The 17143-nt window shown below is 65.5% G+C and carries 12 protein-coding genes; 4 read left to right on the top strand and 8 right to left on the bottom strand.

Annotation, left to right across the window (positions count from 1 at the left end; translation table 11 throughout):
* Positions 1–6 precede the first annotated feature (6 nt).
* Genes AZG88_RS39520 through AZG88_RS39510 form a run of 3 tightly spaced genes read right to left on the bottom strand, consistent with a single transcriptional unit; the run spans position 7 to position 3660 of the window.
* On the bottom strand, positions 7–918 hold the full coding sequence (locus tag AZG88_RS39520; protein ID WP_061042020.1) for an alpha/beta fold hydrolase: 912 nt from the start codon (positions 916–918) through the stop codon (positions 7–9).
* Positions 919–931: 13 nt separating this feature from the next.
* Positions 932–2455 (bottom strand): amidohydrolase family protein, encoded by a 1524-nt coding sequence (locus AZG88_RS39515; RefSeq protein WP_061042019.1) that lies wholly within the window; start codon positions 2453–2455, stop codon positions 932–934.
* Positions 2452–3660 (bottom strand): sugar ABC transporter substrate-binding protein, encoded by a 1209-nt coding sequence (locus AZG88_RS39510; protein ID WP_061042018.1) that lies wholly within the window; start codon positions 3658–3660, stop codon positions 2452–2454. The genes AZG88_RS39515 and AZG88_RS39510 overlap by 4 nt, the downstream gene beginning before the upstream one ends.
* 270 nt (positions 3661–3930) lie before the next feature.
* Here AZG88_RS39510 and AZG88_RS39505 point away from each other — a divergent pair, with 270 nt between their 5' ends.
* From AZG88_RS39505 to AZG88_RS39490, 4 genes are all read left to right on the top strand, one after another.
* Positions 3931–5493 (top strand): sugar ABC transporter ATP-binding protein, encoded by a 1563-nt coding sequence (locus tag AZG88_RS39505; RefSeq protein WP_061042017.1) that lies wholly within the window; start codon positions 3931–3933, stop codon positions 5491–5493.
* On the top strand, positions 5490–6536 hold the full coding sequence (locus AZG88_RS39500; protein WP_061042016.1) for an ABC transporter permease: 1047 nt from the start codon (positions 5490–5492) through the stop codon (positions 6534–6536). Before AZG88_RS39505 ends, AZG88_RS39500 begins: the two co-directional genes overlap by 4 nt.
* Positions 6537–6572: 36 nt before the next feature.
* A complete protein-coding gene (locus AZG88_RS39495; RefSeq protein ID WP_061042015.1) occupies positions 6573–7973 on the top strand; it encodes an amidohydrolase family protein in 1401 nt (466 codons plus the stop codon).
* Positions 7974–8096: 123 nt separating this feature from the next.
* Complete coding sequence (locus AZG88_RS39490) at positions 8097–8462, top strand: hypothetical protein (RefSeq protein ID WP_061042014.1); 366 nt, start codon at positions 8097–8099, stop codon at positions 8460–8462.
* Between the two features lie 261 nt (positions 8463–8723).
* On the opposite strand, the gene AZG88_RS39485 is transcribed toward AZG88_RS39490, so the two are convergent.
* The 5 genes from AZG88_RS39485 to AZG88_RS39465 all read right to left on the bottom strand — a co-directional run.
* Positions 8724–9131: a YncE family protein gene (locus tag AZG88_RS39485; protein WP_231914354.1), complete on the bottom strand. Its 408-nt coding sequence runs from the start codon at positions 9129–9131 to the stop codon at positions 8724–8726.
* A gap of 155 nt (positions 9132–9286) precedes the next feature.
* Complete coding sequence (locus tag AZG88_RS39480; protein ID WP_061700751.1) at positions 9287–12526, bottom strand: protein kinase domain-containing protein; 3240 nt, start codon at positions 12524–12526, stop codon at positions 9287–9289.
* Positions 12527–12740: 214 nt separating this feature from the next.
* Complete coding sequence (locus AZG88_RS39475) at positions 12741–13928, bottom strand: epoxide hydrolase family protein (RefSeq protein ID WP_082764508.1); 1188 nt, start codon at positions 13926–13928, stop codon at positions 12741–12743.
* A gap of 127 nt (positions 13929–14055) precedes the next feature.
* Positions 14056–14361 carry a hypothetical protein gene (locus tag AZG88_RS39470; RefSeq protein ID WP_061042012.1) on the bottom strand — a complete coding sequence of 102 codons (306 nt, stop codon included), beginning with the start codon at positions 14359–14361 and terminating at the stop codon, positions 14056–14058.
* A gap of 154 nt (positions 14362–14515) precedes the next feature.
* A partial coding sequence (locus AZG88_RS39465) for an ATP-binding protein (protein WP_231914353.1) occupies positions 14516–17143 on the bottom strand: 2628 nt, incomplete at its 5' end.

Raw genomic sequence — 17143 nt, 5'->3', positions numbered from 1 at the left:
GGCCAGCTAGCTGGCCGGGGTGCCGGCGTGGTCGGAGAGGAAGTCCATGAGCGCGGCGGTGGTCTCCGCGGGACTTTCCTCGGGGTTGAAATGGCCGCCGGGTACCTCGACACCGACGATGTGCGGGGCGAAGGTGCGGCGCCAGACATCGACAGTGGCTTCGGGTGCCTTACCGAGGAACGCCTCGCCCCAGATCACCAGCGCCGGGCACGTCACGGCCCTGCCCGCGGCGAGGTCTGCGCGGTCGAGTTGCGGGTCGATTCCGGCGCCGGCGCGGTAGTCCTCGCAGTAGGCGAGGATCCGTGCAGGATCACGCCAGTCGCTCCGATACTCGTTCATCACGTCGTCGCCCAGTTCGTCGACCGTTCCGGAGGCGGTGTGGGCGGCGACCAATTTTTCGAGCAGGTCGGGAGCCATCGCGTCCTCGGCGTCGGTCCCCTCGGCGGCGAACACCCGCCAGTGCGGGGTGAAGTTTGGGTCGACCGCCATGTTGTCCCAGATCACCGGGGTCGGATAGTTGTCGCAGATGACGAGCGCGTCCACCGCCTCCGGGGTGTCGAGGGCCAGCCGGTATCCGACGAGGGCGCCGCGGTCGTGGCCGACCACCGAGAATCGGTCGTGCCCGAGCGCTGCCATGAACGCAACGACCTCAGCGGCCATCGTGCGTTTGGAGTACCCCACGTGCTCGGGGTCGCCGGGAGCTGCCTGCGACCGCCCATATCCCTTGAGGTCGAGGCAGACGACCCGAAATCGGGTGGCCAGGGTGGGGGCCACCATGTGCCAGCACAGGTGTGATTGCGGGAATCCGTGCAGCAGCACGACAGCGGCGCCGTCTGCGGGGCCGCCGACCCGGGCGAACAGCTCGACGCCGTCCACCGTGGAAGTCACGGAGTCGAATCCGGGAAAGAAGTCGGTCATTGGGTGCTTCCTGTCAGCTCTCGAGAAGGTCATGTTGTTGGTGGTCGACGAACGAGGCCAGGTGATCGAACGCCGGCCGGGTGTTGCCCGCGGGACGGAGCGGGTCGACGGTCCATCCGGTGCGGTCCGCGAGGTGGTCGCGTGAGGCGGTCAGGCGCCGCCGGATCGCGTCGATGTCCGCGCCGACGAGGTCGCGCCGCCATTTGCGCAGCCGCCCGGCGATGAACACGGTGTCGACGTGACTGGCGTCGACACCCTGCACGATCGTCCCGATCGCATTGTTGAGGGGCATGTTGGTGATGTCCTCGGCCCGCAGCGCGACGATGTCCGCGGCACGTCCCGGTGTCAGTGAGCCGGTCACCGCGCCGAGGCCGTTGTCGCGAGCACCTTGGACGGTGGCGAACTCGAGGACATCCCGGTTGGTGAGCATCTCCGGGCAGTCGGTGTCCCCGCGGTAGCGGCGCATCGCGGTCCCCATCCGCTGGGTCATCAGGGTCGAGCGCATCTGGGTGAACATGTCTCCGGCGAGGGAGATCTCGACGTCGACGCTCAGGCTGGGGCGGATACCGTGGTCGAGGGCGGTCTGGATCGGAGGCAACCCGGTCGCGATGCCGATCTGCTCGTCCGAGGTCGTCGCCAGCGTGACATGGGTGCCGCTGGCGGCGAGCATCCTCCACACCTCGTCCGGAAGATCGGTGCAATGAATCAGGGTGACATCCGGGCCCAGCAGGCCCTCACGGGCGAGTTCGCCGATCTCGGGCGCGGCACCGGCTCCCAGCACACCGTCGAAGGTGATGCCCAGGCCCTCGCTCCGGGCGATCGACAGCAACTCCCGCACCGGACGGACCCGGCTGATGTCCAGGCCCATACGGATACTGTGCCGTGAATCCGCTGCGCCGCAGTGCCGCTCACGGATCCTGGTGAGATCGGCCGGCCACTGCTCCTCCCACGCGCCGGCGTTGGGGGCAGCCGAGGCGTGCACCGCGCGGATACCCGACTCACGGTAGGCGTCGAACACCGCATCCGAATGCGCGCCGCTACGCGAATTGTGGGAGAAGTCGACCACGGTGGTCACACCCTGGTCGATCGCGCCGAGGGTGGTGGCCAGAACACTGATATGCATGTCCTCGGGCCGGTAATGCATGGCCATACCGCCGTGCGTGGTGGCGACGTAGGTGTCGAGATCGGCGTCGGCGATCAGCCGACGGAACGCGTTCTGCCAGCAGTGCCGGTGATTGTCGATCAATCCGGGCATCACGATCATCCCGGCCATGTCCACGATGACGGCGTCGGGACCGGCGACGTCGAGCAGGTCGGGGCCGATCCCGGCGATCTGCTCGCCCTTGATCAGCACGTCGCCGGGGTGCAGGTCACCAATCTCCGGGTCCATGGTGATCACGGTGGCGCCGCGCAACAGGACGGGGCGACCGGCGCCGGTATCGCTGCGTTCGCCGGCGAGGATGCGCGTGCGCAGATGCGCGGCCTCGGAGTCGGTGATGTCGTAGTACGCCCGCGGCGCCGGTCGCTCGGTGATCATTCAGACTGTCCCGTCCACATCGAGGTGTAGATGTTCTTGAAGTCGAAACTCGGTTTCCAGTTTCCTTCGGCCGGAAGGTTGTGGTCCTTGTCGAGGAAGACCCATCCGCCGCCCTCGCTGGGCAGTGACTTGGGATCCTCGCCGGCAAAAACGCGGTTCAGGGTGTTCGCCAACCCCCACGAGGCGAGCTCGTACGGTACGGGGGTCTCTGAAGTCTGCCGCCCTTCTCGCACCAAGTCGAGGTTCAGACCTTCACCACCGGCCGTGATGCCGCGGAAACCGGACTGTTGCAGTGCGCTCTGCAGGCCCAGGCCCATCAGCGAATCGATGCTGAAGGAGACCGCGGCCGCGTCCTTGTTCTGCAGCAGCGCCGAGTTCCAGACCGCGGTCGCTTCCTTCGGCACCTGCGAAAAGGTGAACGGAACGTCGACGATCTCGCAGGCGGGGCAGGAGATCTTCATCTGGTCGATGAAGCCCTCGTGCGAGTAGGCGTGCGGGCGCTGCGAGGTCTCGTGGATCTCGAGCACCTTGCCCTGGCCACCGAGCAGCGCCGCGAGATACTCGGCGCGTGCACCGCCCCAGGCCCGGTAGTAATCGGCGACTTTGGTCGAACCCATGACGTTCAGGCTCGCGGTGAACAACTCCTCACCACCGCCGAAGGCGGGATCGTCACAGTCGATGGAGGTGTATTGCACCACGGGGATCCCCGCGGCCCGCGCTTCTTTCAACCCGGAATTGATGCCGGGACAGTCGAGCGAGAACAACGCGATCCCATCCACGCGTGCCGCGACCGCCTGCTTGATCAGGGAGGTGGCCACCGACGGGTCAGCCTTGCTGTCGACCAGGTTGGTGTTCCAGCCGAGCTGTTTCGCGGCATCGGTGAAGCTGGAGGCCAGGATGGAACAGGCCTGGTAGGACTGCCCGCAGGAGATCACCCAGACGTTCTTTCCGGGCTGGGCCACCGGCCCGGTGCGGGTCGGTTCCTGCATCGCGGTGCCGTCGTATCCCGCCTGCAGTGCCTTGGCCTGCTCGGGGGTGAGGTCGGCGTTGACTGTCGAAGTGTCCGGTGTATCCGAACCGACGGTGGTGCAGCCGGATACGAGAGCGAGCGCCGCGGCACCCGCGGCGAGGGCGCGCCCCGCGGCGAGGAGCCGGCGGGACCGGCCCGTACGCGGCGCCGTCCCGGCTCGTGAGAAGTACTTCATGGGGGTCTCCATCGACAGCGCTGCGGCAGATCCGCGCGCGGGCAAGACAGGGAGCTTCGCACCCTGTGCTGGATTGAGTCCGACCGCACTGTGGTCGGACTCACTTTCTAGCACGTCATTTTGATAACAACAAGCACTTTCGAAATCTTGACTTACCTTCGATTCTGTTTAAACTCGTTGGTGAGGCGCGTCACTACTATCGCCAGGCGCGGCCCAGAACACAGACTGCTCCGCTTCGAAAGTTCCTCTACCTACCTGGAGTACGGCACCATGACTGCACCCCCTGCCGCCACGGAGAACAGGCGAGTCGCCGTCTCCGTCGAGAATGTGTCGAAGACCTTCCCCGGCGGACGAGCCCTCGACCAGGCCACGTTCAACATCCGCGCCGGCGCAGTCCACGGACTGGTCGGCGGTAACGGCAGCGGCAAATCGACCCTGGTCAAGTGCCTCGCCGGTGTCCAACCCGCCGATCCGAACGGTGGCACCATCACCGTCGGCACCACCACCGTCGCCGCATCGGAGGTGACCCCGTCCTGGTCGCGTCACGCGGGCCTGCGGTTCGTCCACCAGAATCCCGCGGTGTTCGCCACCCTCGATGTCGCCGAGAACCTCGCCGCAGGCGAACCACTGCCGCTCCGCTACGGCCGAGTCGACCGAGCCGCGCTGCACTCGCGTGCACGGACGCTGCTCGACTACTTCGACATCGACATCGCGACCACCGCGACGGTCGGCGATCTGCGTCTGGCCGATCAGACGATGATCGCGATCGCCCGGGCATTGCAGGATCACGTCACCGGGCGGGCACCGGTGTCCGCCATCGTGCTCGACGAGCCGACGGCCGCACTGCCCGAGGAGGAAGTCGCCGTGCTGCTCGACGCGGTCCGCAGGGTCGCGGCCGCCGGCGTCGCCGTCGTCTATATCAGCCACCGTCTCGACGAAATCCTGACCCTGTGCACCGACCTGACCGTGCTACGCGATGGTCAGCACATCACCACCACGACCACCGACGGCCTCACCGAAAAGACACTGATCTCCCACATCGTCGGTCGCCCCCTCGACGAGGTCTTCCCCAAGTCCAAGACCCGCAGCGCTCTCGGCCCGGTCGTCGCCTCCCTCCGAAATGTGTACGCCCCCGGTGTGCGCGACGTCGACCTCGATGTCCACGGCGGCGAGATCCTCGGGATCGCCGGCCTTCTCGGGTCCGGCCGCTCGGAACTACTGCAAGTTCTGTTCGGCAGCAATCCCGCGTCAGCCGGGACCGTCACCGTCGACGGCGACACCGTTGCCATCCCCTCCCCACGCCGCGCGATGGACCTCGGGATCGCGTACGTGCCCGAGCACCGCGACCTGGAAGCAGCGTTCCCCGATCAGACCGTGGCACAGAATATCTCGGCGGCCAGCCTCCCCGCGGTCAGCACCCTCAACCGACTCAGTCGACGACGCGAACGCACCCTGGCTCGACGGTCGATCACCGACTACGCCATCCGCACCCGCAACGACAGCGCGTTGATGTCGTCCCTGTCCGGCGGCAATCAACAGAAGGTGATCCTCGCCCGCTGGATGAGCCGATCCCCACGCCTACTTCTTCTCGACGAACCCACGCAAGGCGTCGACGTCGGCGCCCGCACCGACGCCTACGCCCTGATCCGCCGCGCGGTCACCGCCGGCGCCGCGGCCATCCTCGTCAGCTCCGATTTCGAGGAACTCGCCGACATGTCCGATCGCGTCCTGGTCCTCGACAACGGACGCATCACCGCCGAGGTCTCCGGACACGACCTCGACCGACACACCCTCACCGAACTCGTTTTCACCACCAAGGAGCAGTCAGCATGACCACCGTCGAGCCGACCCTCGAGCATCCCTCGCCCACCGAAACCCGGCCGACGACGACACCGACCACTGCCCGCTCCGCGCTGTCGAGCACACTCGAAAAGTTCGGGCTGCCACTGCTGTTCATCCTCGTCGTCATCGTCTTCACGATCCTGCTACCGCAGACATTCGCCTCCAGCGGCAACTGGCGGACCATCGCCACCTCACAGTCGGTCCTCGCCGTCGTCGCCATGGCCCTACTCTTCCCCCTCGTGACCGGCCGGTTCGACATCTCCGTCGGCGCCAATACCGGACTGTGCTCGATCGTCGCCGCCGCCATCATGGCCGACTTCGACCTCCCCGTGATCGTGGCCATCGGCGCGGCCGTCCTGGTCGGCAGCACCATCGGAGTGATCAACGGCCTGCTGGTCGCCTACCTGGGCATCAACTCGATCATCACCACTCTCGGCGTGTCTACCGTGATCGGCGGCATCGTCCAGGCCTACACCAAAGGCATCCCCATCAGCGCCGGCCTCTCCCCCTCGCTGACCGGACTGAGCAACCAACTGTTCATCGGCATCCCCGTGCTCTTCGTGCTCATGCTGATCATCGCCGCCGCCGTGTGGTTCGTCCTCGAACAATCCGTCCCCGGGCGCAACCTCGCTTCGGTCGGCTCGAGCGAAAAGGCAGCCGCGCTGATCGGACTCCCGGTCCGGCGGACAGTCCTACTGAGCTTCGTCGCCGCGGGCCTGCTCGCCGGAATCGCCGGCGTCCTCCAGATCGCCAGCCAAGGCAACGGCAACCCCCAGGTCGGCGGCATCGGCTTCATGCTGCCCGCCCTGGCGGCCGTCTTCCTGGGCGCGACCACCATCAAACCTGGCACCTACAACCTGATCGGGACCGTGATCGGACTCTTCTTCATCGGCACCGCCATCAGCGGACTGTCCCTCATGGGCGTCGAACCGTGGATCACCGACGTCTTCAACGGCATGGCCGTCATCATCGCAGTCGGACTGTCCGCGGTCTTCCGCCGCCGACGCACCGGCGCAGCAGCCATCGGCCAGTAAACACCACCGACAAATTCCGAGAAGAAGGTATCGAACATGAACGCGCGCACAGTCTTCCGCGACGCCACCGTGATCTCGATGGACCCGGCGATCGGCACCCTCGAGAACGCCGATGTCCTGGTCGAGAACGACACGATCGTCCACGTCGGTCCCGGCCTCGGAGCAGTCGACGCCCAGGAGATCGACGGGACTGGCGCCATTCTCACCCCCGGATTCGTCGACACCCACCGGCACCTGTGGCAGTCCGCAATCAAAGGTGTCTTCGCCGACTGGACGACTCTGCAGTACATGCACGGTATCCGCCTGCACATCGCCCCCATGGTCACCGCCGACGACACCTACACCGCCACCTACGCCGGCGCCCTCGAGTGCCTCAACAACGGCGTGACCACGGTGCTGGGCTACGAACACAACGTCAACACTACCGAGCACGCCTTCGCCGGCGCCCAGGCCATGGTCGACGCCGGAGTCCGCGGCGTCTACGCCCTCGGGATGGGGCAGGCCCCGCTCGCACCGCGCGTCTTCAGCCGCACCGCCGACTACATTCCCGTCCTCGACAAACTCCGGGACCAGTTCTTCACCTCGGCCACCGGGCGTGTCCAACTCGGCGTTGCCCCCGTCGAACTGTTCATGGCTTCCGAAGACGTTGTCGCCGAGCAGTTCGCACTCGCCCGCTCGTTCGGCGCCACCCTCACCCTGCACATCAACGCCGTACAGAACAGCGTCGGAGAGATCACCCGCTTGGCGAAAGCAGGTCTCATCGCACCCGACATCGTCTTCGTCCACGGCGAAGCAAGCACCGACAACGAATACCGCCAGGTCGCGGACAACGGCGCCGCCATCTGCGCCTGCGTCGAAGCCGAGATGGCCATGGCACAGGGCGAGCCGTCTCTGCGGAAACAGCGGGAATTCGGCCTGGCGCCCACCGTCGGCGTCGATTCCGTCGGATGCTGCGGTGGGGGCATAGTCTCCCAGGTCAGAATGGGAATGCAGATCGTGCGCCTCGCCGACGCGCACGCGCAACTTGCGGCGGGACACAACCCGGAAGCGGTCTCCGTTACCGCTGGCGAGGCCCTCGAATGGGGCACCATCAACGGCGCCAAGGCACTCGGCATCGACTCCCGGACCGGGAGCATCACCGTCGGCAAACAGGCCGATCTCGTGCTCTTTCGCGCCACGTCACCGGACATGGCCGGCTACCTGCGTTCCAATCCCGCAGCCGCCGTCGTCACCCAATCTTCTGCCGCCGACATCGACACAGTCATGGTCGCAGGAGACATCGTCAAATACGACGGCAAACTTCGCGACCCCGGCTGGGGCACCCAGCGCTCCCGACTGACCGATCTGGCCGACCGAATCGCCGAACAGGCAAGACAGACCGACGGCTCCCTCATCCCCAGCCCACCGCCACAACTGCCGACCGAACAGGGGTGGTGACACCAACCCAGCAGCACAGCCTGTAGGCAGGTCGAGGGGAGCGACCCGCCGGAGAAGCCAGGCGACCCGGAACGCAACCATCACATTCCACAGCCCGGAACCCCGACAAGTGAGTGGTCACGCATGCCTGAGCACCCCGCACACCTGCTCCCTCCCCGCCACGGCCGAACATTCCCAACCGGCGCAACCAAACCACTGCACACGGTCGATGACGACGTCGCCCGGTACCGGCACCTGCGACAACGCCGCCAACGACTGCGCCGACAAACCCACGACTGGCAAACCGGACACAGCGACATCGACGCAGTCATCGAGTTCGCACACGCGTGGGCACCCTACGGCGGAGCGCCCGACGAAGAGATCTTCGTCAGATTCGGGATGTCCGTTGACCGCTTCGTCGAGACACTCTGGCGCATACTCGAAAGCTGCCTTTTCGCACCCCCGTTCATCGATGAACTCGCCGAGGTCTACCAACCCTTACACCGCTAACGACCACCGCCCTGCTTCAGACACGGTCTACAACCCACCGACCACAGATGACGCACACCGAATCGGGCCGTACAAACCGGCCGACTGATCCGTGCTGTTACCACCGGCGCGACCTGACCACTTCTGCGCTGCAGGGTGTTACACCTCGAACTCGTTGCAACGCAGAAAGCGTGCTGATCTGCGACTTCGACCTCGACGCTCCATAGAGTCTTTTCAGCAATTACTAACACCCTACGAGTGCGTTGTGGCATCCATAGTGCGTCAAGCCAATCGGGCCGCACGATGCTTGAGTGCGCTCCTTCGAGATGGATGCGCAGGTCGAAGGACAGCGAGACAGTGGTGTGCGCAGATAACGACGTCGACCACCGACACCGCGCCCTCGGCCAGACTCGTCACGTACGCGGTGTGGGTGGACGGATCCACAGCCACCCCACTCGGTGCCCGGCCCACCTCGATGGCGCTGATGCCGCCGTCGGCGTCGATCAGCGACAACAAGTCGTCACGGCTGCTGGTGACGTAGGCGGCGCCGGTGGACGGGTCCACCGTCACATCGAGGAGTGGTCCCTTCCCGACACTCACCGTGGCGGCGACGGTGGGTTTTCCCAACGGGGCGTCGTCGACGGCGGAATCGCTCCGCGACTGCCCGCACGCCGCCACGGTCAGGAGCATCGCGGCCACCGCAATCCAGGCCGCTCGCCTGTGTGGCCGATGAGCGCCGACCATTCCGTCCACGACTTCTCCCGTCGACTCGGATCACCCGTCGTCGCCATTCTGTCACCGCCGACGCCTCCGGACGCCGTTTCACGGGCGGCCGGTGGCCCTGATCAACCCTCGCTCTGGGATTCGACGACCCACACCGCGATCTGCGCACGTGAATTGAAACCCAGCTTAGTCAGGAGATGTTCCACGTGGCCCTGTGCGGTGCGGGGCGAGATCACCAGCCGTGCGGCGATCTCCTTGTTGGTCAGCCCCTCGGCGATCAGTGCGGCAACCTCACGCTCCCGCTTCGTCGGTGTGGGCGACGGACCGGCGGACGTCGACGAGGGCGAAACCTGCTCGCCCAGAGCGTAGGCGACGGCCGCATCGAAACCGAGCGCCGCACCCTTCCTCTGGGCCGCGGCGAAGGCCTGCTCACTCATCGCCCCTCGGGTCTGGCGCTCGCACTCGTCTTGAAACACGCTCAGGCCGGGCACCAACACCGTCGAACTGCCCACCGATCGGGTGAACTCGTTTGCGGCGCCCATCAATACGGCCGCCCGCTGCATGTCCTGCTCCTCCGCAGCGATCCACGCGAGTGCCTGCAGGCACACACTGGCACTGAGTCGGTCGTTCACGCGACGGTCGACCTGGAGCGCCTGCCCGAGGAGCCGCACCGCCCGTTCTCTCTCCCCGAGCCGCCACACCGCGACGGCCAGCGCCCACAACGAATACGACCGATAGACCGATTCGCCCTGCGCCTCCGTGATCGCGAGGACACGCTCATGGCATTCGATGGCTCGTTCCGTGTCGTTCAAGAGGTCGTGCGTCATGCCGAGGCCGACGACTGCGGCCACCTCGTAGAGGTCGTTTCGTGCCGTGAACCCGTGGACGGCCTTCTCGAGATGTACGCGGGCGTCGGGAAGGCGCCCCGCGAACAGCGCCGCGTATCCGACCGCGTGTTCGGCGTGCGCACGCACCAGCGGGTCGGCCGTCCGAGCAGCGACCACCTGCGCTTCCTCGGCCAGTGCGTCCGACACCGGAATGTCGCCCTGCACTCCGGCCAGCACACTGCCGGCGTAGAGCGCCTTGGCGCGATCGCCGGTAAGCTCGGCCGGCCGTCGAGCCAGGAGGCGACCGAGCCACCGCCGCCCCTCGCTGAACAAACCCCGGGACAGCCAGAACGGGTACAGAGCGGCAGCGATCCGCAGTCCGGATTCGGGACTGTCGGACACGCAGAAATCCAGCGCCTCACGGAAATTCGGTTGTTCGCGAGCCAGTCTGGAGATCAACGCCAGCTGCCGGGAACTGATCCATTCGGATTCCGCCTCGACCGCCAGCCGCTCACACCAGTCACGGTGCCGGCGGCGAAGCTCCGTGTAGCCGCCAGTCTCCTGCGCCTTTTCCCGCCCGTACGCACGCACGGTCTCGAGCATTCGGAACCGCACCGTGCTACTCGACTCTTCTCTCGTCAGGATCGACTTGTCGACGAGGAACGTCACCGTGTCGAGAAGGTCGTCTGCGCCGTCACCATCGCAGACCTGTTCCGCGGCCTCGAGTTCGAAACTGCCCGCGAACACCGAGAGCTGCGCCCACATCCGTTGTTCCACAGGAGTGCACAGGTCGTAACTCCAATCGATGCACATCCGCAACGTCTGCTGCCGCGACGGCGCGTCCCTGCTGCCGCGAGTGAGCAGCAGGTAGCGGTCGGTGAGGCGCTGCAGGATCTGGTCGGGCGTCATCGCGCGAAGCCGGGCCGCAGCCAGCTCGATCGGTAGCGGCAGCCCGTCCAGCCGCTGACAGATTCGGGCGATGGTGACCTTGTTCTCGTCGGTGAGCTCGAATCCCGGGACTGCGGTGGCGCCCCGTTCCGCGAACAGGGTGACCGCATCGTTGCGGGGCAGTCCCTTCGGCAGGTGATCGGGATCCGGGACGGGCAGCGGGGGGATCAGCAGCGCCGTTTCCCCACCGATCCCGAGCGGTTCGCGACTCGTCGCGAGAATTCGCAGCCGAGGGCACGCACGAAGCAGAATTTCGGCGAGCTTCGCGGCGGCGGCCACCACCTGCTCACAATTGTCCAGCACCAGCAACACTTCACGTGGGGCAAGGAACTCGACGAGCACCTCGTGCGAGGGTCGCGCCGACTGGTCGCGCAGCCCGAGTGCCGCGGCCACCACCCCCGCCACCAGCGAATCATCGAGCAGTTCAGCCAGTTCCACCAGCGTCACACCGTCGGAGAAGTTCCGTTGCGCCTTGGCGGCAGCACGCAGAGCAAGGCGGGTCTTTCCCACCCCGCCGATTCCGGTCAACGTCACCAGCCGCGACGTCGACAACAAGTTCGTCGCCTCGGCCAGTTCCGTGCGGCGGTCGACGAAACTGGTCAGCTCCAGCGGAAGTCCACCCGTTCGGCCCGAATCCGACGGTGACCACGAGGGCCGGACTGACGCTCCGCCCTGCACTGCACCCGGTTCCGCGTGCATGGCCATCTCGTCGACCGGGAAGCCCTGATGAAGTTGTGACTCGCGCAGTTGACGACCAAGGTCCACGGCGGAGGGACGGGCCACGGGTTCGGCGGACATCGCACGTTCGATGACCGCGCTGACGTCGTCGGAGATGCCGTGTTCACGTGGGTTCGGAACCGGCTCGGACGTGATCCTCAGGAACTGCGCCATCAGTTGCTCACCGCTCCGGCGTTCGAACGCCGCATGGCCGGTGATCGCAGCGAACAAGGTGGCGCCGAGGCCGTACACGTCGGCAGCAGCACTCGGTGGCTCACCGGTCACCACCTCGGGGGCGGTGAACGCCGGCGAACCCGTCACGACGCCGGCGGTGGTTTCGAACCCGCCGGCGATGTGAGCGATGCCGAAATCCGTCAGCGCAGGTTCGCCGTAATCGGTGATCAGGATGTTCCCGGGCTTGACGTCGCGATGGAGGATCCCGAGGCGGTGCGCGGTCTCCAGGGCGCCGGCCATCTTCACCCCGAGTCGCAGCGCTTCGTCGAGTGGGAGCGGTCCGTGGCGGCGGATCCGCGCGTCGAGAGAACCCTGAGCGTGGTACGGCATCACGATGAAGGGACGCCCGTTCTCGGTGACACCGGCGTGGAGAACATTGACGATGTTGGGGTGACCGGTCAGGCGGCCGGCCGCGCGCTGTTCTCGCAGGAACCGTGCCCGGTTCTGCTCGTCGAGGTCGGCGGTGAGGACCTTCACCGCCACGGTGCGGTCGAGCGCCGCCTGGGTGCACCGGTACACGACCCCGAAACCGCCGCGGCCGATCTCCTGGGCGTCCTCGAATCCGGCCGCCGCCAACTCCGCCGTGACCGAACCGGACACGTCGCGTTGCGTCGCGAACGGATCGACGTCAGTCATCGACTACATCGATTCATCCCGCTCGAGGCACTGCCGACGAATGCCACACTGCTCACCTCTCGACGATGTACCCCAGGATATCGCCGCACGTCCCGGCCCGGCGCTCGAGATCGCACGGGGTCGGCTGCACAGCCGAAGGCGAACCGGGTGGCTCGGAATGAGCCACCCGGTCGCTCTCAGCTCGTGCGCTGCCGCACACGTCCGACTTCGGTCGTTATCGAAGCGACCGCAGGCCCGCGCGAACCTCGTTTACCAAATGCTGGGGCTGCTCCCAGGCGGCGAAGTGCCCGCCCTTGTCCAGCTTGTTGTAGTGGATGAGGTTGGGGTAGGCCTTCTCTGCCCAACTCCGCGGTGCCTGATAGAGCTCGTCGGGAAAGACGCTCACGGCAACCGGGATGGAGACGTTACCGGCGGCGAAGAACGGCGCCTTGTTCTCCCAGTAGAGACGAGCCGCTGACAACGCCGTGTTCGTCAGCCAGAACAGGGTGATGTTGTCGAGGATGTCGTCTCGCGTCAGGCCCTCGGGCTGTCCCGCGAAGACCCGCGAGATCAGCGCCAAACTCGCCGGGTCGTGGTCGATCATGAAGGCCGCCAGACCGACGGGCGAATCCGCCAATCCGATCAGTGTCTCCGGGCGCGACCCCATCTCCACGGCGTAGCCGATGTGCTGATAGAAGAATGCCAGCTGGTCGCACGCGGCCTGTTCGTCGTCGGACAGGCCGGAGGGCACGGGATGCCCGGTGAGGAGCGCCTGGTCGATCTCGGGTGGAACCACCTTGGCCATGTTGGTGTGGATGCCGAGCAGTTCCGGCGGTGCCTGCACCGCCATCGCCTCTGTCACGATCGCACCCCAGTCCCCGCCTTGTGCCACGTACCGGTTGTACCCGAGGCGCTTCATCAGCTCCACCCAGGCACGCGCGATGCGGTCGGGGCCCCAGCCGGTCGTCGTGGGCTTGCCCGAGAAGCCGTAGCCGGGCATCGACGGAATCACCAGATGGAAAGCATCCGATGCGTCACCACCATGGGCGGTGGGATCGGTCAGCGGGTCGATGATCTTCAGTTGCTCGACGATCGAACCGGGCCACCCATGTGTGACGATGAGCGGCAACGCATCCTCGTGCTTCGAGCGGACGTGGATGAAATGGATGTCCAATCCGTCGATCTCGGTGATGTACTGCGGCAGAGCATTCAGCTTCGCCTCGACCTTGCGCCAGTCGTATTCCGAGGCCCAGTACTGCGCCAGTGCCTTGCTCGTCGCGAGCGGTGTGCCCTGCGAATGATCTGCGACGGTTTCCGTTTCGGGCCAGCGGGTGGTCTCGATGCGCTCACGCAGCGCCTCGAGTTCGGTGTCGGGGAAGTGGACGGTGAACGGCCGGATGGTGACGTCGGTTGTGAAAGACATAGTGGTTTTCCTTGCTGTGTTGGTTGTTGGTCGAGAATGGTTTTCGTTGGATTGGTGCCTCTGACGGGACCAGAGGAGCGATGACGTTGGTTCGGGCCTCCAGGGGAGCGTTCGACGGTGCGACCGTCTACCTCGGGTTGCTGCTCCAGCCGCCGAGGATCTCGTTGTCGATGGTGATTTCGGCGCGGCGGTCCTGCCTTTGGTCGCGTTGGCGGTCGTGCCGGCGCTGCTGCATGGTGGTGTCGTCGTCGCGAGGAATGTCATGGGCAACGACGGCGGTGAGGGGGATGGGCGCCGGTGTGCTGGTGGTTGCGGCCGCGACGCCGGCGGGGATGATGCCGAGTGCGGCGGCGGCGACTCCGACGGTGGCGAACCGCTTCCAGGAGGTGCTGGTGGTGTGTGCCTTGGTCTGGTGGAGGTGTGTGCTGTTCATGCCGATAAGACTCGCAATTGCGCGGCGAGTGGGACGGCGAAGAACTACGTGCTTCACTACCCGCATTTCCTACGCAGGTACCCGCGTGGACCCAGCGACGCCATCGATGAGTTCAGCCCGGGTCCGCACCCAACGCAGCGGGGCACTGCCCGAACTACGGATTTCGGGACTCGATACTCTCCTCGCGGGCGATCCAGGCGGCAAGCTGCGCGCGGGATCGATGTCCGGTCTTCGTGAGGATGCGGTCTACGTGTCCTTCTGCGGTACGAGGCGAGATGACCAATCTTTGCGCGATCTCCTTGTTGGTGAGTCCCTCGGCCACCAGCTTTCCTACTTCTTTCTCGCGAGGTGTGAGTTTCACCTTCGCTGAAGGAGTGGCGGGCACCGCTGGCTCGGATGTGCGTTTTTGCAACGCGAATTCGATCGACGCGAGGTGTTCGAGGCGTTCACCGGCCCGGAATTCTCTCTCGAACGCAGAGTCACCCAGCAGCTGACGGGTGCGTTGTTCGTAACGAGTCCGTGTGCGGATCAGCGTGTCGTTTCCGAAGAGCGGAGAGCTTCCCATCTCGCCGCACAGGGTGCGCCCGATACCGAGTAGTCGGGCGGATCGGAGGGGATTTCCTTCCTCGATCGCGATCCACGCCAGAATCTCGGTGCATGTACTCACACCCAACCAGTCACTCAATGACTGCTTCAGTTCGAGCGATTCCTTCAACGAGTCCGAAGCTTGCGGGTACTTGCGCTGGGTCCACAGGGCAAGTCCGCGGGCCCACAGCGCCCATGACGTCGAGAAGTGCTCCTTCAGCGACTTACCTGAGGCAATGGTGCCGTCCGCCCAGGCAAGGGATTGTTCCAGGTTCCCGGACAGGCAGTGCACTAAAGCGAGCTGAGCGCCGCCCAGCAGTGTCAGAGAATTGACCTCCCCCAACTCTGCGTGAAGTGTCATGCCGGCAGTGAGGAACTCCAGTGCGACGTCGAGATTTCCGTTTCCGAGCATCTCCGCCGCACCCCGGAACTGAACTGCAAACGCCTGGGCGGTTCGGTCACCGATCGATTCCGCGACGGCGCTGCATTCCAGCAAATACTGTGTGGAGGTCGGGTTGTCGCCCTGAACCATGGCGTTCCACGCGATCACCCAGAGCGCTTTCGCCCTCTCGCGGCTCGGATCCTGGTCGGCCTCCAAAGCGCGGGACAGCCAGTACCGCCCGTCTCGCAGCAGGCCACTCGCGTTCCAGAAGAACCACAGCGCACCCGCCATCCGGAGACCTGTTCGCGCCTCGCCAGGGGTGGACAGGCAGTACTCCAGCGCCGACCGCAGATTCGCCCGCTCGTGCCGGAGACGACGGTTCCATACCAGCTGCCCTGACCCCAGTGACTGGCTCTCGCTGAGTTCGGCCAAACGCAGGAAATAGTCTCGATGATTCCTGCGCCACGTGTCCTCGTCGCCTTGCTCGGCGAGTTTCTCGGCCGCGTAGTCCTTGATGCTTTCCAACAGTTTGTATCGAACTGTGGATCCGGATTGAACGGTGGAAATGACCGATTTTTCAACGAGACCGGAGATTATCTCGAGAGCGTCCGGAACAATTTCCGGATCGGTGCACACGCTCTCGACCGCATCGAAATCGAATCCGCCCGCGAAGACGGACAGCCGCGCCCACAGGACTTGTTCTTCCGGCGAGCAGAGATCGAAGCTCCAATCGATGGCGCCACGCAGCGTTTGATGCCGCACCGGTCCGCCACGGTTTCCCCGCGTCAACAGATTGAAAAGGGCGCCCTCGCGCGACAAGACGCGGTCGAGGGGAAGGGACCTGATCCGGACCGCTGCGAGTTCGATAGCCAGAGGGATGCCGTCCAGCCGCTGGCACAGGCGGGCAACCTCCAGGCGGCTCTCATCGTCGAGGGTGTATCCGGGGACGACGGCTGCAGCGCGTTGCTCGAAAAGATCGACCGCCTCGGAATGAAAGCTCTTGCCGTCTTGTCGCTCGGCGAGCTGAGCTTCGTCCAGAACCAACAGGGGAGGTACCTCGAACACGGTCTCCCCCAGAACACCGAGAGGCTCCCGACTGGTTGCCAGGATCTCCACGCGGTCCGCCCGCCGAACAATCTCGGCGGCGACGCTTCCGCACGCCTCGATCAAGTGCTCGCAGTTGTCCAAGACGATGAGTGCATGTCTTTCACCGAGGAATTCGAACAGGTAGTGACTACCGTCCGCATTCATTCCGTCTCGAATGTCGAGCGCCTCGGTAATCGCGCTGACGACGAGTTCTGGAGTGGAGATCGCGGCGAGATCCACAAACCAGACGCCGTCGGTGTAGGTTCTGCGCACTTCCGAGGCGACGCGGCATGCCAGCCGGGTTTTGCCCACCCCACCAAATCCTGTGAGGGTCACTATTCGGGAATCCGACAGACGCCCCTTGACGGCGGCTACTTCATTACGGCGTCCGACGAAACTTGTCACTTCGCGAAAGAAGTCGTGTGCATGGGAGACGAGTTGGTGAGGCGGCGCCACCCTCACGTTCTCCTGTGGTCGCACGGCTCCCGGTTCGGTGTGCAGTGCCATCTCGTCGACGGGGAAACCATGGAGACGTTGAGATGCTCGAAGTTGGTGACCAAGTTCCGTAGCGGAGGGGCGGCCCTCCGGGGTGCCGGTCATGGCACGTTCGATGATCGCGCTGACGTCCTCGGGAACACCGTGCTTCCGTGGGTCGGGACCAGGCTCGGCGGCGATTCTCAGGAATTGGGCCACCACCTGCTCCCCGCTGCGGCGTTCGAAGGCGGCGTG

It is taken from the genome of Rhodococcus sp. LB1, from assembly GCF_001583455.1.
Taxonomy (GTDB): Bacteria; Actinomycetota; Actinomycetes; order Mycobacteriales; family Mycobacteriaceae; genus Rhodococcus_F; species Rhodococcus_F opacus.
Note: the sequence above shows the minus strand (reverse complement) of the source record. Positions and strands in the feature narration are given on the sequence as shown.